Below are 22078 nucleotides of genomic sequence, written 5' to 3'. Positions count from 1 at the left end.
TGGCGTGGTGGGCGCGGGCCGATCCGGGGCCGCCCGTTGAACGATGATGAGTCTCGTGGTTGTCGCCGGCTGGATCCATGAAGAGAACGTCGTGCGCTTCTTCGAGCATCTCAGTGGCTACATCGGATATCAGTACGATGCGGCAGACGAGGACGCTCTGGTCGGCGCGCTGGACGAAACGGACGACGACTCCGACACTGCATGGTTCCGCTATCCGCTTGAGGGCACACCACCAGTGATGGTTTCCATGGCGCGTGCTGTCGGCGAAGGGTGGTCAGCGTCCAAATAGAAGGCGACTTCGACGACCTCCTCAAAGCGAGGATCGAAACCATGCTCGACCTGTTGTGACCGAGTTAACGGTAAACCGGTCCTGGGCTGAGCCAACAGACGAGGTTCCGCTCGCGTCTCGACCCAGGGCCATCCCCCGCCCTCACACCGTCCCAGCGCAAGCCACAACAAACCCCGCAGCCGCGGAGGCTCGAACGCAAACGGCCCACAACCCCTGGGCTCGAAACGCAAAACGGCCCGGCGCCAACAAGAAGCGCCGGGCCGTTCTCAAAAAGGGTCATCGACCGGCGCGACGCCCGCCCACGCGGCTACCCGCGGAGAAAGCGGCCGCCCCGCCACTACGGGACTGCGTGGTGTGCACCGGGGTCGAGCCGGTACGGCCCTGACCCGAGCGGGGCTGGCTCGACCGGGGCTGGCCGGAGCCCGCACCCCCGCCACGCCGGCCGCGACCGCCGCCCGTCTTCTGCTCGGGCACAGCGCCCTCAGCCGGACGGGCCGGGCCACGACCCCGGCCACCACGGCGCGGCGCGCCCGTGCGGGGCGCGCCACCGCCGGCCGTTGCGACCGGTGCCGGCGCGGCCGTCGGGGCCACGAACGTACGCTCGCCCGGGGCCAGCTCGGCCAGCAGCGGGTCACCCGGCCGGGTGCGGCTGGTCTTCGGCCGTACGCCTGCTTTGCGGGTCAGGTCGCGCACTTCGGCCTGCTGGTCGTCGGTCATCAGCGTGATCACCGTGCCCGCGGCGCCGGCCCGGGCCGTACGCCCCGAGCGGTGCAGGTAGGCCTTGTGCTCGACCGGCGGGTCGGCGTGGATGACCAGGCCGACGTCGTCGACGTGGATGCCCCGGGCCGCGATGTCGGTCGCGACCAGCGTGCCCGCCGTGCCGTCCGAGAACGCCGCCATGTTGCGGTTGCGCGCGTTCTGGGCCAGGTTGCCGTGCAGTTCGACCGCCGGCACGCCCGCCTGGACGAGCTGGCGGGTCAGCACCTTGGCCCGGCGCTTGGTCCGGGTGAACACGACCGAGCGGCCCGGCGCCTGGAGCAGGTCGACCAGCACCGGGAAGCGGTCGTCGCCGCGCACGTGCAGCACGTGGTGCGACATCTCGACCGGGGCCTCGGTGGCCGAGTCGACGGAGTGCGTGACGGGCTTGTTCATGAACCGCTTGACCAGCACGTCGACCCCGTTGTCGAGGGTCGCCGAGAAGAGCATGCGCTGACCGTTGCGCGGGGTCTGGTCCATCAACCGGCGTACGACCGGCAGGAAGCCCAGGTCGGCCATGTGATCGGCCTCGTCGAGCACGGTGATCTCGACCGCGTCGAGCGAGGCGTGCCCGTTGCGCAGGTGGTCGTCGAGCCGGCCCGGGCAGGCCACGAGCACGTCGACGCCGGCCTTGAGGCCCTTGATCTGCGGGTTGGGCCCGACCCCGCCGAACACCGTCAGGGTGCGCAGGCCGAGTTTGGCCGCCAGCGGGGCCAGCGTGGCGTCGATCTGGGTGGCCAGTTCGCGGGTCGGGGCGAGGATCAGCGCGCGCGGGCGGCCCGGGCGGCGCTGGGACTTCGAGGCGGCCAGGCGGGCCAGCACGGGCAGGGCGAACGCGTACGTCTTGCCGGAGCCGGTGCGGCCCCGGCCGAGCACATCCCGGCCGGCCAGCGAGTCGGGCAGCGTGGCGGCCTGGATGGGGAACGGGGTGGTGATGCCGAGTTCGGCGAGGGCCGTGGTGAGCACGGCGGGCACGCCGAAATCGGTGAACGTGGACATGTAGCGGGAACTCCCAAAGTATCGAGGGGTCGTCCTGCCCGGCGCAGACTTTGTTCTCAGTCGCGGCGCGTGGTGGTCGATCCGAAGGACCGCGCTGATGACGGCGGTCCGGCAGGCGGCCCGAGGCAAGACTGGGCGGGCCGCGTGATCAAGCATACCCGCCCGTTCGGGGTCCCGGCGATGCAACCGTTCTGCACCTCCATGGGACCCATTTCGCACTTTAACGGGATCACCTTTCTCCTCAGCGCCGGAAACCCCCCTCCGGCCAGGTACGCGAGGAGACCCCCCATGAGCGCTGCCGACCGCCGTCGCGAGGACGTCGTCCAGGCCCACATGCCGCTCGTCGGACACCTGGTCCGCGAGATGCTGGCGCGGGTCCCGGCCCACGTGAACCGGGATGATCTGCTCTCCGCCGGGTACGCCGCGCTGGTCCACGCGGCCCGCGGCTTCGACGACGACCGTGGCGTGCCGTTCGCCCGGTTCGCCGCGGCCCGGGTCCGGGGTGCACTGCTCGACGAGTTGCGCGGCCTCGACTGGGCCAGCCGCTCGGTGCGCCAGCGGGCCCGGCGCACCGATACGGCCCGGCAGGAGCTGACGGCCGAGCTGGGCCGCATGCCCACGGTCCGCGAGGTGGCCGACCGGCTGGGCTGTTCCGTCGAGGACATCGAGCACGCCGACGACGACGTCCAGCGGGCCGTGGTGTTCAGCCTGCAGGGCTTTGCGACGGCCGGCGCCGACGACATGGTGACCGAGCCCAGCGCCGGCCCCGAGGAGCTGCTGATCCGGCGGGAGCGGCTCGGCTATCTGCGGGACGCGATCGACGCGCTGCCGGAGCGGCTGCGCGCGGTGGTGCAGGGCTATTTCTTCGAGGAGCGGCCGATGGCCCGGATCGCCGAGGAACTGGGGGTCACCGAGTCGCGAGTGTCACAGTTGCGGGCCGAGGCCTTGACGCTGCTGCGCGACGGCCTGAACACGCACCTCGACCCCGCGCTGGCCGCCCAGAGCCGGGTCAAGGAGGGCTGTGTGGCCCGCCGTCGCGCCGCCTACTACGACCAGATCGGCAACCGGGGGACGCTGTCGACGCGCCTGGCCCGGACCGGCCCGGACGGTTTGACCGTGGCCGCCTGAGCACTGCGAGGTACCGGGTGCCCGCCGCGGTTCGCGGCGGGCACCTGATTTCCCGGGCTACTGGTTGGCGCAGGTGCCGGCCTTCTTCTGGGCCGCGATGGCCTTGGCCGCGCCCTGCTTGTAGAGGGCCAGACCCTCCTTGGCCGGCTCGAGCTTCCAGGCGTCGGCCTCGTAGACCATGGTGTACGACTGCGCGGCGACCAGCTGCTTGGCGATGACCACGGCCCGGTTCTCGCCCTCCAGGCGGGCGCTGGTGAGCTGGATCGCCAGGCCCTTGCGGGAGCAGGCCTGGTTGAGCTTGACGTAGTCGTCCTTGGTGATCGCGGCCTTGCCGGCGGCGGTGTACATGTCCCAGGCGCCGGCGAAGTCACCACCGGCGAAGCGGTCGAAGACGGTCTGGGCGGCCGTCTTGGCGGCTTCGATGCTCTTGGCTTCGGGGCCGCCCGCGGCCGCCTGGGCCGCCGCGCCGGCCGGGGCCTCGTCGTCGCCGGTGCACGCCGAGGAGAAGGCGAGGGTGGCGGCAGCGGCGAGGGACAGGGCGGCGATGCGGCGGATCGGGTGGTTGTGGGTCATGACCGGGTTAATCGGGATCGGCCGCTGCGCGTAACGGCTCGCCGTGAATTTTGACCGATGGACGACACTTCATCGGCGAGCCGTAACCTGGATCTCACGGCTGGGAGCACGGGGATCGATGCGCTAATCTAAGCGTTTCCCGTGCACAAAAAAAGACGGCCATAAAGGCCGCCAGGGCCCGAATTTTAACACAAAGGGGAGTGGCTTTGTCAAGCTCCGCCGCGGTGACGCGAGACGACGACCTCCGTGCCGAACAGGCGTACCTCACCACCCTCTACAAGCGGCTGGACGGCCTGCGTACGCAGGCCGACGACCGCCTCCGGGCGATTCTGCTCGAGGCCGGCGGCACACCTCAGGGCCGCGCGCAACGTGAGGCGACTCGCAGTCATTACGCCGAACAACTCGCGCAGATGAATGCCGTCGAGAACGGTCTCTGTTTCGGCCGGCTCGATTTCGCCGCCGACCAGCCGCGCTACATCGGACGACTCGGGCTGTCGGCCGAGGAACACGATCGTGATCCGCTTCTCGTCGACTGGCGGGCCCCGGCCGCCCGCGCCTTCTATCTGGCCACGGCGGTGTCGCCCGACGGGGTGACCCGGCGGCGGCACCTGCGCACCAAGGGCCGCACGCTGACCGCCATCGACGACGAGGTGCTCGACATCGAGTCCGGCGCCGGCGGCCGCGAGGACGTGACCGGCGAGGCGGCCCTGCTGTCGGCGCTGACCGCCAACCGCACGGGCCGGATGCGCGACATCGTCGAGACCATCCAGGCCGAGCAGGACGAGGTGATCCGGGCCGGGCTGAACGGCGTCATGGTCGTCCAGGGCGGGCCGGGCACCGGCAAGACCGCGGTGGCCCTGCATCGCGCGGCCTACCTGCTCTACACGTACCGCGGGCAGTTGACCAAGCAGGGCGTGCTGATCCTCGGCCCCAACCCGACGTTCCTGCGCTACATCTCGCAGGTGCTGCCGTCGCTGGCCGAGACCGGGGTGCTGCTGGCCACGCTGGGTGACATGTTCCCCGGCGTACGGGCCCGGGCCGTGGAATCGCCGGCGGCCGCGGCCCTCAAGGGCCGGGCCGTGATGCTCGACGTACTCGCCCGTGCGGTCACCGACTGGCAGACCGTGCCGGCCGATCACGTCGAGGTCGACCACGACGGCTACCCGCTGCGCATCGAGCGGGCCGTGCTCGAGGACGCCCGGGCCGCCGCCCGCCGGTCCGACCGCCCGCACAACGTGGCCCGCTCGATCTTCGTGACCGAGGCCATCCACGCGCTGTCGCTGCAGATCGCCGAGCGCATCGGGGCCGACCCGCTGGGCGGCGACAACCTGCTGTCCGAGGCCGACCTGGCCGAGACCCGGCGCGAGTTGCGCGAGGACATCGACGTTCAGCAGGCGCTGTTCGACTTCTGGCCGGTGCTGACCCCGCGCCGGGTGCTGCGCGAGCTGCTCAGCGACCCCGACCGGCTCGAGGCGGCGGGTGTCGAGCTCACCGCCGACGAGCGGGCCCTGTTGCTGCGCGGGCACGACGCGCGCTGGACCCCGGCCGACGTGCCGCTGCTGGACGAGCTGGCCGAGTTGCTGGGCGTCGACGACACGCTCAAGGCCCGGCAGGTCGCGCAGGAGAAGCGCGAGGCCATCGAGTACGCCGAGGGTGTGCTCGAGATCGTCGAGGGTTCGCGCTCGCTCGACTTCGAGGACCAGGAGGAGGAGATCCTCTCGGCCACCGACGTCGTCGACGCGAGCGCGTTCGTCGAGCGGCACGAGGTGCTCGACACGCGCACGGCCGCCGAACGGGCGGCCGCCGACCGTACGTGGGTGTTCGGGCATGTGATCGTCGACGAGGCCCAGGAGCTCTCGCCGATGGCGTGGCGCCTGCTCATGCGCCGCTGCCCGAGCCGGTCGATGACGGTCGTGGGCGACGTCGCGCAGACCTCCGAGCTGGCCGGCACCACGACGTGGGAGCAGGTTTTCGAGCCGTTCGTGGCCCAGCGCTGGAACCTGGTCGAGCTGACGGTCAACTACCGGACGCCGGCCGAGGTGATGGCGGTGGCGGCCGACGTGCTGGCCGCGGTCGACCCCGGCCTGGAACCGCCCCGCTCGGTGCGCACGGCCGGCGTCGACCCGTGGGCCCTCCGGGTGCCGTCGGTCGCGTTGCCGTCCGAGGTCATTGCGGCCGTACGCCTGGAAGCGGCCGAAGCCGGGGAAGGCCGGGTCGCCGTGATCGTGCCCGAGGCGCGCGAGGCCGCCTTGGGCCGCGCGCTGGTCGAGGCGGTGCCCGGCGCGGCCGTGGGGGAGCAGCCCGACCTGCTGAATCAGGTCGTCCTGATGACCGTACGGCAGGCCAAGGGTCTGGAATTCGACTCGGTGATCGTGGTCGAGCCCGACGAGATCATCGCCGAGAGCCCGCGCGGCCTGTCCGATCTGTACGTGGCGGTGACGCGCGCGACCCGCCGGCTCGGCGTGCTGCACACGGCGGAGCTGCCGAAGGTGCTCAGCGCCCTCGCATAGGGAAAGGGGCTCGGCGAAAGCCGAGCCCCTTGTTTCACTTACGCGGCCGCGACCGGCACGCCCCGGCTGAACGAGGTGTGGCCGTGCGCGTTGGTCATGGCGAGCCGGCTGTGCATCGACGTGCTCTCGGCGATGCTGTTGTAGTAGGTGGCCCGGCGGCGGGCGACGATGCTCTCCGGGTTGTCCGGGACCGGGGCCAGCTCGGGGCTCAGGTGCGTGTTCAGGCCGTCCTTGAGCAGCGACAGCGCCTCGGCGCGCAGCTGCGAGACCCGCGACTCGGTGACGCCGAGGTCGGCCGCGATGTCGGCCATCGGACGCTCGTGCAGGAAGTACTCGGTGATGACGACCTGCAGCCGCTCGGGCAGCGAGCCGATCGCGTGGTGCAGGTAGCCGATCTGCTCCCGGCGGATCAGCATGTCCTCCGGGCCCGGGGTCTTCTCGGTCACCAGGTCGTCGGCCGAGCTGGTGGTGAAGCCCTGCAGCGACAGCACGGTCGCGCGCTGCACGTCGGTGTCGGTCTGCTTGAGGTCGGTGGTCGTGGTGCCGAGGGCCTGGGCCAGCTCGTCGGCGGTGGGCGTGCGGCCCAGCGTGGTGGTCAGGGCCTGACGGGTGGTGTCGGTGGCGCGGGCCTTGGTGCGGACCGAGCGGGTGGCCCAGTCGAGGGCGCGCAGCTCGTCCAGGATGGCGCCGCGGATGCGGGTGCTGGCGAAGCGGTGGAACGGGATGCCGCGCTGCGGGTCCCAGCCCCGGGCCGCGGTGACCAGGGCGTGCAGGCCGGCGCTGGTCAGGTCGTCGCGGTGGATGTGGTTCGGGATGCGGCTGAGCATGTCGCGCACCAGGTGGCCGACGAGCGGCATGTGGGTGCGGATGATCTCTTCCTGCTCGGCCGCGGTCAGCACCGTCGTGGCGGCGGTGTCGGCAGCGATGTCGGCAACGGTCGTCGCGGTGCTGGTCATGTGATTTCCCCTCGTGGCTCTCCGGCGTACACAGGGAGATTCGGGAGGGGACGGGTCCCGTTGGAGTCGCTTTGGGGTGCGCGAAGGTTGTAGTCACAGCGGGTTTCCCGGACGCCTTTCCATCGGTCCCGCCTGTGGGTTGGTTGAGATTTCCGGCCTGCCCCTTTTCGCTGGGTGCGTCAGGCTGGCACCTTGGGCGCATGGGTCTGACCGACAGCGGATGGGTGATCAACCTGATCGCCGGCCTGGCGATCGCCGTGGGCGTCGTCGGGGTCGTGGTGCCGGTCCTGCCCGGTCTGCTGCTGAGCTGGGGCGGCGTGCTGCTGTGGGCCGCGCTGGGCGAGGGCAGCGGCGCCGTCCGCTGGCTGACCTTCGGCGTCGCGACTGCCGTGGCTCTGCTCGGCACCCTGATCAAATACATGGCCCCGGGCCGCCGCCTGAAGAACGCCGGCGTCCCCAACTCGGCCCTGCTGGCCGGCGGCCTGCTCGGCGTCATCGGCTTCTTCGTGGTCCCGGTGATCGGCCTGCCGCTGGGCTTCGTGCTCGGCATCTACCTGGTCGAACGCATGCGCCTGGGCCCCGGCCGGGCCTGGCCCTCGACCAAGGGCGCGGTTGCCGCGGCCGGCCTGGCCCTGCTCATCGAGTTCACGGCCGCCCTGGCCGTCGCCGTCATCTGGGTCTTCGGCCTGCTCTGGTCAGGCTGGCAGCTTCCCTGAGGCCTGGCCCTTTCCCGATCTTGCTGCCGTTCGGCCCGCCATCCCTAGCCCCCACCCGCCAAGGGGCATGGGCAAAAAGATAGGCCCCGGGCCAAATTGAGGAGCCGAGTTATCCACAGACAGCCACGGCCGCCTCGGTAATTCGCTTCAGGGCTGGCGGCGGCCCGGGCGTCGGCGGCGGCGCTGGGTCAGCAGGAGCAGAAGGGGAGCTACGGCCAATACCAGGGCTACCGTGCCGGCTGCGAGGAAAGACATCGGCTGGGACGAGTCGTCGGCCTCGGCTCCGCTGACCGCCGATTTGGGGGCGGCGGGTTTCGGGATGGGGGACGGGCTCGGGGCGAGGTCGTCGGGGGAGACGAGCTTGCCCACCGACTCGTCCTTGGGGAGGGCGAAGCCCCAGTCGAGCAGGGCGGCGCCCTGCTGCCAGCCGCGTTGGGGGCGGGCCTCGGCGCCGAGCAGGGTGACCACCAGCGTGCGGCCGTTGCGTTTGGCGGCGCCGACGTAGCTGTGGCGGGCCACCGTGGTGAAGCCGGTCTTGCCGCCCAGCGCGCCCGGGTAGTTGTAGACCAGCTTGTTCTCGTTCTGGAACTGGAAGCCGCCCTTTTTCAGCTTGGGCTGGGCGGGCATCTGTGCGCTTCTCGTGAGTACGTAGCGGCGGAAGTCGGCGTTGGCGAAACAGACCCGGGCGATCAGGGCCAGGTCGTACGCGCTGGTGAACTGGCCCGGCCCATCCAGGCCGGACGGGGTGACGGCGTGGGTCTGGTACGCGCCGAGGCGCCGGGCGTTGGCGTTCATGGCGGCCACGGTTCTGGCCACGCCGTCGGCGCCGCCGCCACCGGCCAGCCGGGCCAGGGCGTTGGCGGCGTCGTTGCCCGAGTTGAGCATCAGGCCCAGCCACAGCGTCGAGATCGAGTACTGGCCGCCGACGAGCAGGCCGACCGCCGAGCTGTCGGGCTCGATGTTCAGGTCACTACGAGCGACGGTGATCTTCTGTTTCGGGTTCAGCTTGTCGATCACAGTGGCGGCCAGCAGGGTCTTCTGGACGCTGGCCGGGGTCTGGAAGACGTGCGGGCCGCAGCCGCCCAGCACCTCACCGGTGTCGAGGTCGGCGACCATCCACGTGGTGGCCGTGACGGCGGGCGGCGGCTTGGCTCCGGCCGGGATGACCAGGCCGTGGGTGGCGAGCGTGTCGCCGCCGATCGCGCTGCCCACCGGGTCGTCCGGCGGCGGCACGGGGCGGGGCGGCCGGTTTGGCGGCGGCGCGACCTTCGGCTTGGGGCAGGGCACGTCCACCCGCGCGCGGGCAGCGCCCGGCAAAGCAGCTGCGGCCTCGGCGGGGGAGGAGAGAGGAACGGTCAAGAGCGCCACGCCGAGCGCGGCCAGGGAGCGGCGGATCAAGGCCAGGAGACCCCCGCCTCGAGCCGCTGGTCGAGCAACTGCCGCAGCGGCACCGTCTCGCCGTCACCGCCGCCCGCGCCGACGATCAGCCGGGGCGTGCTGGGAGTGAGCTCGGCCCCGGTGAAGCGGGCCCGCAACGAGGCCGGCACGGTCAGCACGTAGTACTCCCCGTCGTCGCCCACAGCGACGGAACGGTTGGACTTCAGATACCAGCCACGCACATGGGTTCGATACGTGGCCCGGCCGTCGAAGGTTCGAGCCATCAGGATATTTGGTGTCAAACCGCGCTCGGCGGCCCGGCGCACGAAGTCGTCGATCAGGGCCGACGCCTCCCGGGCCTCGGCCGCCCGGCCGGCCTCGAGCGCGGCGGCGTGACCGGCGATGGCCTGCCGTCGCTGTTCCTGCCAGTCGGCGTCGCGGTCCATGCCAGCGACACTAGGTGATGCCCGGCCGCCCGGCCAAGCCGAGCTTTCCACGGTGATTCCGGTGAATGTCGCGCCGCGTTTTCTATAGTGGGGACGCAAAGAATGCGAATATGCCCTCGACTATTGCGCCCGAAGGCAGTGGCGAGCAACACTTGGGCGCGGTTGGTCGGATGGACTCGGGAGTCGTCATGGCGCGCCAGGTAATCACCACTCTGATCGACGATCTGGACGGAAAGAAGGCCGATCGCACGGTCGACTTCAGTCTGGACGGTATTAACTACACGATCGACCTTTCCGAGGCCAACGCGGGGAAACTGCGTAAGGCCCTGGATCCGTACATCAACGCGGGCACCCGGCTGGGCCGGGCCGCGGCCCGGGTCTCACCGCGGCGTCCGGGTGCTCCGGGCGGTCGCACGGCCGGTTCCCGCGACGAGAATCGCCAGATCCGCGAGTGGGCCACGGCCAACGGGCATCAGATTTCCGAGCGCGGCCGTATTCCACAGAGCGTGACGCAGGCATACCGCGCCGCGAACGGTCACTGACCGGCCACGGGCGCTGAATTGCGTCCGGCCGGGAAAGGGCGGGCCCGCACCTAAGCAAGGCGCCGCAAAGTGGGCCGACGTGCGGCTATGTGCGCGAGGCGCCGCGGGCCGGACTGCCCGCGGCTAAGCGACTCACGCCGTACGCAAGGCTTCGTTGCCGGCCTCGCCGCCGGCCGCGTCGGCAAAGGCGCGCAACGCGTGCACCAGCTCCTGACGGTCGCCGGCCGACATGCGGTCGAGCACGTCGGCCAGGGCCGCGCGGCGGCGTTCGCGCAACTGGTCGAGCAGTTTGCGGGCCGACGAGGTGAGCAGCAGCCGCACCTCGCGGCGGTCGCGCGGGTCGGGCACCCGGCGCAGCAGCCCGGTGGCCTCGAGCCGGTCGCACAGCCGGCTCGCCGACGACGGCACCACTTCGAGCGCCTCGGCGAGCCGGCTCATGTTCGTGTGCTGGTTCTGCGCGATGATCGACAGCACCCGCAGCTGGGCCGGCGGCACGCTGGGGTTCTGCGCCTGATCGGCGGCGTCGAGCACGCCCGTCAGCGCGTCCACCGTCGACTCGACGGCGGCGGCGACGTCGGTGACCCGATCCATGGCGGCAATTCCTGTCCGTCGGACGTGCTCGGCTGCGCAGTGCCCCTACCCGGCCGCGGCCGAAATCATGCCGTGCGGCGGAGCCAATCCAGGCAGATGATCACTGCGTCGTCCGCCGGGTCGGTGCCTTCGTGGTAGTCCCGCAAGGCCCGGATCACCGTACCCACCGCCTCGGTCGGCGGCTGTAACCGCGTCCTGCGCAACGCGCTGAGCAGGGCGGAATCACCGTACGGGGGTTTTCCGCCGGGTGCCGCCTCGTGCACGCCGTCGCTGACCACGAGCAGCCGGGCGCCCGCATCGAGCTGGAATTTCTGCGTCTCGTAACGACTGTCGCCGAACATTCCCAGTGGCAACTGTTGTTCCAAACTGACCGGGACGATATCGCCCTCACGCGCGATCAGCGCCTTGGGCGACCCGGCGTCGACCGCCTCGACGGTGCCGCCGGTCAGGTCGATCTCGAGCAGCAGGGTGGCCAGGTGCGAGTTGCCGCCGTAGCGCGAATAGATGGCGTCGGAGGCAAGTTCGGCCTGTTCGACGATGTTGGCCCCGGAGCGGCGGGCGTTGCGCATGGCGTTGACCGCGACCGTGGTCAGCAGGGCGGCCTCGATGCCGTCGCCGTCGCCGTTGAGCACGGTGATGGTGAGCCGGTCGTCGGTGACGGACCAGTCGTAGTGGTCGCCGTACATCGCGTACGCGGGCTCGAGCTGACCGGCCAGGCGGAACCGCTCGCCGCCCAGCGAGCGGCCGGGCAGCAGTTCCCACTGCAACTCGGCGGCCATGGTCAGGCGCTGCCGGCGGACCACCTGGCGGTAGCGGTCGGTGTCCTTGTCGGCGGCCCGCAGGGCCAGGGCCAGCTCGTCGGCCACGGCGGTGAACTCGGTCAGATGCTCCCGGGCGTCGCCCACGCTGAGCTGGATGCGCAGGACGCCGAGGCGGTCGCCCCAGGTGGTGAGCGGAAGCAGCACCTCGCCCGCCCCGCCGCTGATGACCGCCTGCTGACTGCCGAAGCACCGCTGCGCGAACGAACCGCCGGGGGCGGCCTCGGGATCGAGGACCGGCCAGAGCGCGCTCATGGTCAGGTCGCTGAGGAACACTTCCACGTTGTCGACCGGAAACCAGGTGCGCAGATGCTGGGCCGCCACCTCGGGAAGACGGTCGGGCGGCGCTGCGCGCAGGAACGAGCCGACGGAAGCCGGACGGACGGACACTCGAACTCCTCTCCATGTAGACGACTCAAGACGACTGCAGGCAATAGTTGCAGCGGAGCAAGCATCATAAGCGGTGCCCCCTTGCCCCCGGCACGAGGTGCCTACGCGAACGACTTCTCGAAGTGGATCAAGCTGCCGCTCCTCGTTACGGAGTGCATGCGGACGTTCTCGGCCAGAGCCTTGATCAGCTCGAGCCCGCGCCCGCTCTCGCTGCTCTCCTGCGACGGCCCGACCTTGTCCGGGTCGAACCCGGGGCCGTTGTCGCGCACGTCGATCGAGCAGTGGTTCTCGGCCACGTCCAGGCAGACCTCGAACATCTCGGTGCCGGCGGCATGTCGCACGACGTTGGAGCACGCCTCGGTGACCGCGATCTCGAGATCGTCCTGGGCCTCGTGGTCGATGTGCAGGACGGCGAGGGTCGAGCGCAGCAGCCGGCGAACGGTGGGCACGCTTCCCGCTTCACGAGGCAGATCCAGCCGGACTGTCATACGCATGGTCTTGTGGTTCCCGCTCCGCCCGGGGGTTAATCGTGGCCTGCAGCGCACCGCTCAACTGATCATCGCGGAAAAACGTGTTATCCAGGGGCGGCTTGGGCGTCTCCCTTCCCGTGGCCGGTCGGCCATCGGCACGGGACGTCCCTCGGGAAGGTTGGACAATGGCGGAACAACCCGACATCACGATCGTGATGGCCGCGCGCGCGGGCGATCCGGTGGCGGTCGACCGGCTGGTCGCCGGCTACCTGCCGCTGGTCTACACGATCGTCGGGCGGGCGCTCGAGGGTCACGCCGACGTCGACGACGTGGTGCAGGACGTGATGCTGCGGGTGCTGCGCAACCTGGGCGACCTGCGCGAGCCCGAGGCGTTCCGGTCCTGGCTGGTGGCGATCACCGTGCGCCAGGTGCGCGAGCGGTTCCGGGCCCGGCGCGGCGCCCCCGAGACGCTGCTGCACGAGGACGTCCGCGACCCCGGGGCCGATTTCACCGATCTGGCCATCACCCGGCTCGAGCTCAGCGGCCAGCGCCGCGAGACCGCCGAGGCGACCCGCTGGCTCGACGAGGACAACCGCGAGTTGCTCGCGCTGTGGTGGCTCGAGGCGTCGGGCGAGCTGACCCGCGACGAGATCGTCGAGGCCACCGAGGTGACCCGCCAGCACGCGGCCGTGCGCATCCAGCGCATGAAGGGCCAGCTCGAGACGGCTCGGGTCGTGGTGCGGTCGCTGGTCGCCACGCCGCCCTGCCCCGACCTGCAGACGCTCACCGCCGAGTGGGACGGGCGGCCCAGCCCGCTCTGGCGCAAGCGCATCGCCCGCCACACCCGCGAGTGCCGCTACTGCTCCCCGGCCTGGAACGGGTTAGTGGCGGCCGAGCGCCTCCTGGCCGGCATGGCCCTGGTCCCGCTGCCCGCCGGCCTGGTGACGAAAGGGGTCGCCGTCAAGGCCGGCGCCGCGTTCAGCGCCAAGCACGTCGCGGCCAAGGTCGGCTTCAGCCTGTCCCGCAAGGTGCTGACGGCCGCGCTCTCGACCACAGCGGTGGCCGGTGGCGCCGCCGCCGTGGTCGTGACCCAGCAGCCCGACGCCCCGCCGCCGGTCACCGCGGCCGTCGTCGCCCCCAGGGCCACCCCCACCAGCGCCAAGCCCACCCCGTCGAAGAAGCCGACGCCCACCCCGACGACCAAGAAGCCGACGCCCAAGCCGACCACCAAGGCTCCCGTGGTGATCACGGCCAAGGCGAGCAAGAAGAAGGGCGTCGGCGTCTGGGAGTTCGCCGCGGCCGAGCCCGCCCTCGACGACGTCGGCGCCGCCTGGTACTACAACTGGTCGTCGACCAACCGCAGCATGCCCGGCCCGGCCGACGTCGAGTTCGTCCCGATGATCTGGGGTCAGAAGAACGTCACCGACGCCACCCTGGCCGAGGCCAAGAAGGAGGGCGACGTCCTGCTCGGCTTCAACGAGCCCGACATGGGCGGCCAGGCCAACATGACCGTCGAAGCCGCCCTCGACGCGTGGCCCAAGCTCGAGGCGACCGGCCAGCGACTGGGCAGCCCCGCCGTCGCGTTCGGCGGCGACACCAAGGGCGGCTGGCTCGACCGGTTCATGACCGGGGCCGAGCAGAAGGGCTACCGCGTCGACTTCATCACCCTGCACTGGTACGGCTCGGACTTCTCCAGCGCGTCGATCAACCAGTTCCTGGGCTACGTCGACGCCGTGCACAAGCGCTACAACAAGCCCATCTGGGTCACCGAGTACGGCCTGATGAACTTCAGCGGCACCCCGAAGTACCCGACCCAGGCCCAGCTGGTCACGTTCATCAACGGCAGCACCAAGGGCATGCAGAAGCGGTCGTTCGTCGAGCGCTACGCCTGGTTCGGTTTGCCCGCTGTGGGGGACAGTGTCGATTTCGGTCTGTACAAGGACGGCGACAGCCCGACGGAGGCCGGGAAGGCGTACAAGGCCGCGGGTTAGAGTCGGCTTCATGATTCGGTTCGGGTACAAGGCTTCGGCGGAGCAGTTCCCGCCGGCGGAACTGCTCAAGTACGGGGTGCTGGCCGAGGAGCTGGGCTTCGACTCGGTCTTCGTCAGCGACCACCTGCAGCCGTGGCGGCACGACGGCGGGCACGCCCCGGCCGCGTTGCCGTGGCTGGGCGCGCTGGCCGCCCGGACCGAGCGGGTGCTGATCGGCACCAGCGTGCTGACCCCCACGTTCCGCTACCACCCGGCCGTGGTCGCCCAGGCGTTCGCCACGCTCGGCTGCCTGGCGCCGGGCCGGGCGATCCTGGGCGTCGGCTCGGGCGAGTCGCTCAACGAGGTGCCGCTGGGCCTGCAGTGGCCCGACGGCAAGGAGCGGTTCGCCCGCCTCAAGGAGGCCGTGCTGCTGATCCAGAAGCTGTGGTCGGAAGACCGGGTCACGTACGAGGGGCAGTTCTACCGCACCGAGAACGCCACCATCTACGACAAGCCCGAGACGCCGGTCCCGGTCTACATCGGCGCCTCCGGCCCGGCCGCGACCCGGCTGGCCGGCCGCATCGCCGACGGCTTCATCACCACCAGCGGCAAGGGTCACGCGCTCTACACCGACACGCTGCTGCCGGCCGTGCGCGAGGGCGCCGAGAAGGCCGATCGCAAGATCGACGACCTCGACCTGCTGATCGAGGTCAAGGTCAGCTTTGACGACGACCACGAGAAGGCCCGCAACGACACCCAGCACTGGGGTGCGCTGGCCCTCTCGCCCGACGAGAAGACCGGCGTGGAAGACCCGATCGAGATGCAGCGGCTCTCCGACGCCCTGCCGGTCGAGCGCACCGCCACCCGGTGGATCGTCTCGTCCGACCCCGAGGAGCACCTGGGCAAGGTCGTCGAATACCTCGACATGGGCTTCAAGCACCTGGTGTTCCATGCGCCCGGCCCCGACCAGGAGCGCTTCCTGCGCCTCTACTCCGAGCGCATCCTGCCCGAGTTGCGGTCCAGGGCTTCCTGACCGACAAAAAAGCTAGGGCTTCTTGACCGACCGGAGGCGGGCGCGGCGGCCGGTAGTGGGTCCCGCGCCCTCTCCGTTGATCACGCGCAGGTCGGGCTGGGACTGACGGGCGCCCGCTATGCGCCGCCGCCGCGATCCGACCTCCGGGCGCGGGGTGGGCTGGGTCGGGCCGTCGGCCGGCCACGGCGCCGGGCCGGGCCGGGGCTGGGTGTCGGGCCCGCCGAGTCGTTCCGGGTGCCCGTCGCGCCACACCGGGGGCGCGCCGTTGGCCAGGTGGTGCGGTGCGGCCGTACGGCGTCCGGGGGTCGCCCAGAGCGGCCGGACCTCCCTGCGGTCGGCCTGCTCCCAGCGCTCCTCGGCCAGCCGCTCGCTGGTCCGTCGTCCGGCCGCCAGCGCCTCGACGGCCCGCCGATCCAGAGCCCGCCGCCCCGCGCCGGTCTCGTTGGTCCGCCGCATCCGGTCGTTCGGCATGACGTACGCGCGGGTGCGCTGCTCGTCGACGGCCGGCCGCGACACCGGCCCGGCCGGTCGGCCCCGTTCCCGCAGCGCCGTCCGCACCCAGTGGTGCAGCCGGGCCCGGTCGGCCCGCAGCGTCCGGCGGACCGGCGGGTAGGCCACGCTGGCGACCTCGGCCACGCGCAGTCCCCGCCGCGCGGGCCGCAGCGCCAGCACCGGCCCGATCTCCGGTCCCGCACCCCAGACCGTCGGGGCCGAGCGCCGCCCGGGGAGGCCGAGGTCGGCCACGGTGTCGCGCCAGAACGCGGCGTACCCGAAACCGGGGTCGGTGCGGCGGAGGCCCAGCAGCGCGTTGAGGAACCAGATCAGCAGCCGGTCGGCCCAGCGGCGGAACCGGCCGCCGGTCAGATCGCGCCCGCCGGCCGCGTAGCGCGAGCCCAGGGCCACGTCGGCCCCGTCGACCAGCGCCGCCACGAACCGGGGGATCTCGGCCGGGTCGGTCGAGCCGTCGCCGTTGAGCGTCACCACCACGTCGCCGCGGGCCGCCCCGACGCCCGCGGCCAGCGCGGAGCCGGCACCGGTCGACCCCGGACGCACGAGGATCGCGCCCGGCAGTTCGGGCAGGTCGCCCTCCACGTCCACCACGACGATCTCGTCCACCGGCGGCATCCCGCGCAGCATCAGGTGCAGTCCGGCCGGATCGCGGACCGGGATCACGACGCTTACGGAGGGTGACAGATTTCGGCGATGGTTCGTCGCTGCGGAAAGCGGCGAAGGAGGCATGGCGGTGCTCCTCAGGCTGGATCCTGATCAAGGAAACTACCGGTCGGCAACCGAACAGCAACTCACCGGAACGGTTGAGGGTCACACCGGCCCGTCGGCTTCGAGCGGTCCGAAAGATCCATTCGGCCGCTACGCTCCGTACGGGAATGGGGTTTGGTTGTAGGGTTTGATCCGTTGGGCGGGAATGTCCGCAGACGAGGAGAACAGCCGTGAAACTGGGCTTGCACATCTCGAACTTCACCTGGCCCGAGGGCGCGGCCCGGCTCGGTCCGCAGTTGGGCGAGGTCGCCGCCGCGGCCGACGAGGCGGGCTTCGAGCGGATCAGCGTGATGGACCACTTCTGGCAGATCGGCCCGATCGGCCCGCCGGAATGGGACATGCTCGAGGCCTACACGAGCCTCGGCTTCCTGGCCGCCCACACCAAGCGCGCGAAGCTGCTGACGCTGGTCACCGGCGTCGTGTATCGCGAGCCGGCCCTGCTGGCCAAGGCCGTGACGACGCTCGACGTGCTCAGCGGCGGCCGCGCGATCCTCGGCCTCGGCGCCGCCTGGAACGAGCACGAGGCGCACGGTCTCGGCCTGCCGTTCCCGCCGACCAAGGAGCGGTTCGAGTGGCTCGAAGAGGCGCTGCGGATCTGCCGGCAGATGTTCGCGGGCGACGAGACGCCGTTCCACGGTGAGCACTATCAGTTGGACCGCCCGATGAACATCCCTCAGCCGCTGAGCCGGCCCCGCCTGCCGATCCTGATCGGTGGCGGCGGCGAGAAGAAGACGTTGCGGCTGGTCGCGCAGTACGCCGACGCCTGCAATCTGTTCCCCACGGCCGAACTGCAGCACAAGCTCGACGTACTGAAGCAGCACTGCGACGACGTCGGCCGGGACTACGACGAGATCCAGAAGACCGTGATGTACCGGTTCGATCTGAACGAGGGGGTCGGGGCGATCATCGAGGGGCTGCGCCGGCTGCACGCCATGGGCTTCGAGGTCGGCCACGGCGGCCTGCAGAATGTGTACGACACCAAGCAGTTCGACGTGTTCGCCAAAGAGATCATTCCGGCCGCGGAGGCATTCTGAGCATGGGCATCGAGGCGGTCGTCTTCGACCTGGACGGCGTGATCATCGACTCCGAGGAGGTGTGGGAAGAGGTCCGCCGTGGCTACGTCGCCGAGTACGACCGGGAGTTCCTCCCCGACACCCAGGACCGGATGATGGGCATGAGCACCCCGGAATGGTCCGGGCACCTGGCCCACGAGGTGGGCGTTCCGCGTACGCCCGAACAGGTCGCCACCGATGTGCTCAACCGCATGGCCGAGCGCTACCGCACGTCGCTGCCCCTGATCCCGGGTTCGGTCGAGGCCGTCCGCCGGCTCGGCGCCCACTTCCCGCTCGGCCTGGCCAGCTCGTCGGCCCGCATCCTGATCGACCAGGTGCTCGAGACGGCCGGCCTGACCGGCGCCTTCCGGGTCACGCTCTCGACCGAGGAGGTGCCGCGCGGCAAGCCGGCCCCCGACGTCTACCTGGCCGCTGCCGAGAAGCTCGGTCTCAGCCCGGCCGTCTGCGCCGCCGTCGAGGACTCGAGCAACGGCCTGCGCTCGGCGGCCGCGGCCGGAATGGCCGTGATCGCCGTCCCGCACGGCGTCTATCCGCCCGCGGCCGACGCCCTGGCCCAAGCGTCGCTGACTGTCAAGAACATCGCCGAACTCACCCCGGAGGCGATCGACACCCTTCGGTGATTCGTGACCGTTAACGCGAAGGACACATCCAGGTGTGAAAGATTCTCGCCCCGGGTAGGTGGCGGACGACTTTCCCTTGGAGGTGGCCTGTGGCGCTTGCCGCGGAGAGCGGGCTCCGGCTCGATCTCGACATCATCGACTACCTGATCCTGGTCCTCTATTTCGCCACCGTCCTGGGGGTGGGCTTCGCGGCCCGTAGAGCGATCAAGACCAGCGCCGACTTCTTCCTGTCGGGGCGTTCGCTGCCGGCCTGGGTGACCGGCCTGGCGTTCGTCTCGGCCAACCTGGGCGCGCTCGAGATCCTCGGCATGGCGGCCAACGGCGCCCAGTACGGCCTGCTCACGCTGCACTACTACTGGATCGGCGCGGTGCCGGCCATGGTGTTCCTCGGCATCGTGATGATGCCGTTCTACTACGGCTCCAAGGTGCGCAGCGTCCCCGAGTTCCTGAAACGGCGCTTCAACAAGCCGACGCACATCTTCAACGCGCTCAGCTTCGCCGTGGCCCAGGTGCTCATCGCCGGCGTCAACCTGTTCGCCCTGGCGCTGATCCTGGACGCGTTGCTGGGCTGGCAGCTGTGGGTGTCCATCCTGGTCGGCGCCGCGATCGTGCTGACCTACATCACGGTCGGCGGCCTCTCCTCGGCCATCTACAACGAGGTGCTGCAGTTCTTCGTCATCCTGGCCGGTCTGATCCCGCTCACGGTCATCGGCCTGGTCAAGGTGGGCGGCATCGACGGCCTGTTCGAGAAGGTGCGGCAGAGCCCGCTCGGTGACGCCGCCCTGCACACGTGGTCGAACACCGGCAGCAGCGCCGACAACCCGTTGGGCGCCAACTGGATCGGCATCCTCTTCGGCCTGGGCTTCGTGCTGTCGTTCGGTTACTGGACGACCAACTTCGCCGAGGTCCAGCGCGCGCTCTCGGCCAAGAACATGAACGCGGCCCGGCGTACGCCGATCATCGCCGCCTTCCCCAAGCTGCTGATCCCCGGCGTGACCATCATCCCCGGTCTGATCGCGGCGGTCACGATCACCGGGCTCGGGGCCAAGGACGGCGACCTCACCTACAACAACGCGATTCCCCTGCTGATGGAGGATCTGCTGCCCAACGGCGTGCTGGGGGTCGCGGTCACCGGTCTGCTGGCGTCGTTCATGGCCGGCATGGCGGCCAACGTCAGCGGCTTCAACACCGTCTTCACGTACGACATCTGGCAGGCGTACATCAAGAAGGGCCGTAGCGACGACTACTACCTGCGGATCGGGCGCTACGCCACGATCGGCGGCGTGATCATCGGCATCGGCACGGCGTTCATCGCCTCCGGCTACGGCAACATCATGGAGTACATCCAGCAGTTGTTCTCGCTCTTCAACGCGCCGCTGTTCGCGACCTTCATCGTCGGCATGTTCTGGAAGCGGATGACCCCGTGGGCCGGCTTCTGGTCGCTGCTGCTGGGCTTCCTGGCCTCGCTCGCGCTCTACGTCGCCTACCTGACCGACGCCATCACCTTCAACTCGGCTCTCGAGCAGAGCTTCTGGGGCGCCGGTGTGGCCTTCGTGACCGCCGTCGTCGTGGCCATCGCGGTCACCTTCTTCACGCCTTCGAAGCCCGAGGACGAGCTGCGCGGTCTCGTCTACGGCCTCGGCGGCACCAGCAACGGCACGGTGGTCGTCTCCGGCGACAAGGTCTGGTGGCGCAACCCCGTGCTGCTCGGCACGATCGCCGTCGTGCTGGCCATCGCCCTGTACATCCCGGTCTGGTAAGGAGGCCTCGACATGGCAGACAACGACCAGGTCGACCAGAAGAAGTTGTCGGCGGCGGCCAAGCTGTTCGACGTGCGGCGGGTGATCGGCGGACTGTTCGTCGTCTACGGCGTCATCGTCACGATCCTCGGCCTCTTCGACAGTCAGGCCGAGATCGACAAGGCCCAGGGGGTCCGGATCAACCTCTGGATGGGCCTCGGCATGCTGGCGCTGGGCCTGCTGTTCCTGCTCTGGCTGCGGCTCAACCCGCCCCAGCCGCCCGACCCGTCGGACATCGACGACACCCGGCCCCCGGCCGACTGATGTCGAGGGCGGTGTGACCCGGTTGTCATCGGGTTGCACCGCCCCGGACTTCTCCACTGGCCCCGGCCGTGACCGATACCCGGGGCATGGAAGCCATCGCCCCCATCAGCAACGCCAGGTCGGGCGGTTACCGGACCGCCGGCTGGCAGCAACAGATCCGTGTCGACTACGTCGTGAACAAGATCATGCAGACCCATCGCGGTCACAACGAGGATCAGGTCGCCCAGGCCATTCACGACCAGCTCCGCGCCGTCGGCGTGGTGCCCAACGGCCGTCAGATCGCCCAGTACGCCGCGGCGATCTCGGCCCTGCCCGAACTGCCACCCAACAACAAGTAGGTCCGTTCTATCCGGCGGCGAAACGCAGGATCTTGTCGTCGTCGTCGCGCGGGTCGCCCCGGCCGTCGCGGTTCGAAGTGGTCACCCACAACGCGCCGTCCGGGGCCACCTCGACCGTACGCAGCCGGCCGTACTCGCCGTTGAGCTCGGCCTTCGGCTCGCCGCCGCCCAGCGGGACCGTCCACAGGCGCTCACCGCGCAGGCCGGCCACGTAGAGCGTGGCGCCCGCGACCGTCGCCCCCGAGGGTGAGGCCTCGTCGGTGCTCCACTGCACGATCGGGTCGACGTACTTGGCGTCGCCCTCCTTGCCCTCGACCTCGGGCCAGCCGTAGTTCTTACCGGGCTCGATGACGTTGACCTCGTCCCAGGTGTTCTGACCGAACTCGATCCCGTACATCTTCTTGTCCGGCCCCCAGGCCAGGCCCTGCACGTTGCGGTGACCCATCGACCACACCGGCGAGCCCTCGTCCGGGTTGCCCGGCGCCGCCTTGCCGTCCCGGGTGATCCGCAGGATCTTGCCGTTCAGATCGTCGCGGTCCTGCGACGCGCGGCCGTCGCCGGCGTCACCCGTGCCCACGTAGAGGAACCCGTCGGGCCCGAACGCGATGCGCCCGCCGTTGTGGATGCCGGCCTTGTCGATGCCGTCGAGGATCACCTTCGGCGGGCCGCCGAGCGTGAAGCGGACGATCCGGTTGTCGCCGGACGCGGTGTAGTAGGCGTAGACGTACTTGTTCTGTTCGTAGTCGGGGTCGACGGCGATGCCGAGCAGGCCGCCCTCGCCGCCCGCGTCGACGCCCTTGACCTCGTGGACCATCTGCGGGTTGCCGCCGCCCGCCCCGATCCGCAGGATGCTGCCGCTGTCGCGCTCGCTGACCAGCGCTGCCCCGTCGGGCAGGAAGGCCAGGCCCCACGGCACCTCGAGCCCGCTCACAATCGTCTGCGGGTTCTTCAGGTCTGGAGCCCGGCTCTCTCGTGCGGAAGGCGAGGCCGACGAGGAGGGCGGCGGCGCGAACGTGGCCTCGCCCCGGGGTGTGGCCGCCTCGCCGTCGGAGCAGGCGACCAGCAGGAACGTGCCGGCCGTGGCGAGGACGAGACGGGTCCGGGTGGCGGGTGTCATGGGCCCACGGTGCCACGGCACGCTG

At 70.5% G+C, this 22078-nt stretch carries 22 protein-coding genes; 12 read left to right on the top strand and 10 right to left on the bottom strand.

Annotated features, from left to right (window positions below; all coding sequences use genetic code 11):
* The first annotated feature begins 43 nt into the window (after positions 1–43).
* Positions 44–289: a hypothetical protein gene (locus M1L60_RS21195; protein WP_253239197.1), complete on the top strand. Its 246-nt coding sequence runs from the start codon at positions 44–46 to the stop codon at positions 287–289.
* A 276-nt stretch (positions 290–565) separates the two neighbouring features.
* On the opposite strand, the gene M1L60_RS21190 is transcribed toward M1L60_RS21195, so the two are convergent.
* Positions 566–2044 carry a DEAD/DEAH box helicase gene (locus tag M1L60_RS21190; RefSeq protein ID WP_253239196.1) on the bottom strand — a complete coding sequence of 493 codons (1479 nt, stop codon included), beginning with the start codon at positions 2042–2044 and terminating at the stop codon, positions 566–568.
* A 288-nt stretch (positions 2045–2332) separates the two neighbouring features.
* On the opposite strand from M1L60_RS21190, the gene M1L60_RS21185 reads away from it, so the two are divergent.
* The gene (locus tag M1L60_RS21185; RefSeq protein ID WP_253239195.1) at positions 2333–3172 is read left to right on the top strand and encodes a sigma-70 family RNA polymerase sigma factor; all 840 of its coding nucleotides are present in this window, start codon (positions 2333–2335) and stop codon (positions 3170–3172) included.
* 57 nt (positions 3173–3229) lie between these two features.
* Here the strand turns inward: M1L60_RS21185 and M1L60_RS21180 are convergent, their stop codons facing one another.
* Complete coding sequence (locus M1L60_RS21180; RefSeq protein ID WP_253239194.1) at positions 3230–3745, bottom strand: hypothetical protein; 516 nt, start codon at positions 3743–3745, stop codon at positions 3230–3232.
* Between the two features lie 224 nt (positions 3746–3969).
* Here M1L60_RS21180 and M1L60_RS21175 point away from each other — a divergent pair, with 224 nt between their 5' ends.
* Positions 3970–6255 (top strand): HelD family protein, encoded by a 2286-nt coding sequence (locus M1L60_RS21175; protein ID WP_253239193.1) that lies wholly within the window; start codon positions 3970–3972, stop codon positions 6253–6255.
* Positions 6256–6293: 38 nt separating this feature from the next.
* Here M1L60_RS21175 and M1L60_RS21170 read toward each other — a convergent pair whose 3' ends face one another.
* Complete coding sequence (locus M1L60_RS21170) at positions 6294–7211, bottom strand: sigma-70 family RNA polymerase sigma factor (RefSeq protein ID WP_253239192.1); 918 nt, start codon at positions 7209–7211, stop codon at positions 6294–6296.
* Between the two features lie 200 nt (positions 7212–7411).
* Here M1L60_RS21170 and M1L60_RS21165 point away from each other — a divergent pair, with 200 nt between their 5' ends.
* Complete coding sequence (locus tag M1L60_RS21165) at positions 7412–7927, top strand: DUF456 domain-containing protein (protein ID WP_253239191.1); 516 nt, start codon at positions 7412–7414, stop codon at positions 7925–7927.
* A 147-nt stretch (positions 7928–8074) separates the two neighbouring features.
* On the opposite strand, the gene M1L60_RS21160 is transcribed toward M1L60_RS21165, so the two are convergent.
* Positions 8075–9322 (bottom strand): D-alanyl-D-alanine carboxypeptidase family protein, encoded by a 1248-nt coding sequence (locus M1L60_RS21160; RefSeq protein WP_369077247.1) that lies wholly within the window; start codon positions 9320–9322, stop codon positions 8075–8077.
* Entirely contained in the window at positions 9322–9750 is a 429-nt protein-coding gene (locus tag M1L60_RS21155) for a hypothetical protein (protein WP_221377811.1), read from the bottom strand. The genes M1L60_RS21160 and M1L60_RS21155 overlap by 1 nt, the downstream gene beginning before the upstream one ends.
* A gap of 188 nt (positions 9751–9938) precedes the next feature.
* Between M1L60_RS21155 and M1L60_RS21150 the strand changes: the two genes are divergently transcribed.
* A complete protein-coding gene (locus tag M1L60_RS21150) occupies positions 9939–10292 on the top strand; it encodes a histone-like nucleoid-structuring protein Lsr2 (RefSeq protein ID WP_253239338.1) in 354 nt (117 codons plus the stop codon).
* A gap of 132 nt (positions 10293–10424) precedes the next feature.
* On the opposite strand, the gene M1L60_RS21145 is transcribed toward M1L60_RS21150, so the two are convergent.
* The 3 genes from M1L60_RS21145 to M1L60_RS21135 form a co-directional block, all read right to left on the bottom strand.
* A complete protein-coding gene (locus M1L60_RS21145) occupies positions 10425–10883 on the bottom strand; it encodes a MarR family winged helix-turn-helix transcriptional regulator (RefSeq protein WP_253239189.1) in 459 nt (152 codons plus the stop codon).
* A gap of 65 nt (positions 10884–10948) precedes the next feature.
* The gene (locus M1L60_RS21140) at positions 10949–12091 is read right to left on the bottom strand and encodes a PP2C family protein-serine/threonine phosphatase (RefSeq protein ID WP_253239188.1); all 1143 of its coding nucleotides are present in this window, start codon (positions 12089–12091) and stop codon (positions 10949–10951) included.
* A 101-nt stretch (positions 12092–12192) separates the two neighbouring features.
* Positions 12193–12579: an ATP-binding protein gene (locus tag M1L60_RS21135; RefSeq protein WP_256516832.1), complete on the bottom strand. Its 387-nt coding sequence runs from the start codon at positions 12577–12579 to the stop codon at positions 12193–12195.
* A 167-nt stretch (positions 12580–12746) separates the two neighbouring features.
* Between M1L60_RS21135 and M1L60_RS21130 the strand changes: the two genes are divergently transcribed.
* Positions 12747–14552, top strand: a complete 1806-nt coding sequence (locus M1L60_RS21130) for a sigma-70 family RNA polymerase sigma factor (protein WP_253239186.1) — start codon at positions 12747–12749, stop codon at positions 14550–14552.
* A 10-nt stretch (positions 14553–14562) separates the two neighbouring features.
* A complete protein-coding gene (gene fgd, locus M1L60_RS21125; RefSeq protein ID WP_253239185.1) occupies positions 14563–15564 on the top strand; it encodes a glucose-6-phosphate dehydrogenase (coenzyme-F420) in 1002 nt (333 codons plus the stop codon).
* 12 nt (positions 15565–15576) lie between these two features.
* Here the strand turns inward: fgd and M1L60_RS21120 are convergent, their stop codons facing one another.
* On the bottom strand, positions 15577–16737 hold the full coding sequence (locus tag M1L60_RS21120) for a glycosyltransferase (protein WP_253239184.1): 1161 nt from the start codon (positions 16735–16737) through the stop codon (positions 15577–15579).
* Positions 16738–17012: 275 nt separating this feature from the next.
* On the opposite strand from M1L60_RS21120, the gene M1L60_RS21115 reads away from it, so the two are divergent.
* The 5 genes from M1L60_RS21115 (at position 17013) to M1L60_RS21095 (ending at position 20936) form a co-directional block, all read left to right on the top strand.
* Complete coding sequence (locus tag M1L60_RS21115) at positions 17013–17876, top strand: LLM class F420-dependent oxidoreductase (protein ID WP_253239183.1); 864 nt, start codon at positions 17013–17015, stop codon at positions 17874–17876.
* Positions 17877–17878: 2 nt separating this feature from the next.
* On the top strand, positions 17879–18535 hold the full coding sequence (locus M1L60_RS21110) for an HAD family hydrolase (RefSeq protein ID WP_253239182.1): 657 nt from the start codon (positions 17879–17881) through the stop codon (positions 18533–18535).
* 89 nt (positions 18536–18624) lie between these two features.
* Complete coding sequence (locus M1L60_RS21105) at positions 18625–20295, top strand: sodium:solute symporter family protein (protein WP_253239181.1); 1671 nt, start codon at positions 18625–18627, stop codon at positions 20293–20295.
* Positions 20296–20307: 12 nt separating this feature from the next.
* Positions 20308–20598 carry a hypothetical protein gene (locus M1L60_RS21100; protein ID WP_253239180.1) on the top strand — a complete coding sequence of 97 codons (291 nt, stop codon included), beginning with the start codon at positions 20308–20310 and terminating at the stop codon, positions 20596–20598.
* Positions 20599–20666: 68 nt separating this feature from the next.
* Entirely contained in the window at positions 20667–20936 is a 270-nt protein-coding gene (locus tag M1L60_RS21095; protein WP_253239179.1) for a hypothetical protein, read from the top strand.
* A 7-nt stretch (positions 20937–20943) separates the two neighbouring features.
* Here M1L60_RS21095 and M1L60_RS21090 read toward each other — a convergent pair whose 3' ends face one another.
* Positions 20944–22053, bottom strand: a complete 1110-nt coding sequence (locus tag M1L60_RS21090) for a PQQ-dependent sugar dehydrogenase (protein ID WP_253239178.1) — start codon at positions 22051–22053, stop codon at positions 20944–20946.
* Positions 22054–22078: the final 25 nt, after the last annotated feature.

Origin of the sequence: Paractinoplanes aksuensis (assembly GCF_024137025.1) — a bacterium.
In the GTDB taxonomy this organism is placed as follows: Bacteria; Actinomycetota; Actinomycetes; order Mycobacteriales; family Micromonosporaceae; genus Actinoplanes; species Actinoplanes aksuensis.
This window is presented reverse-complemented; position numbering and strand designations above follow the sequence as displayed.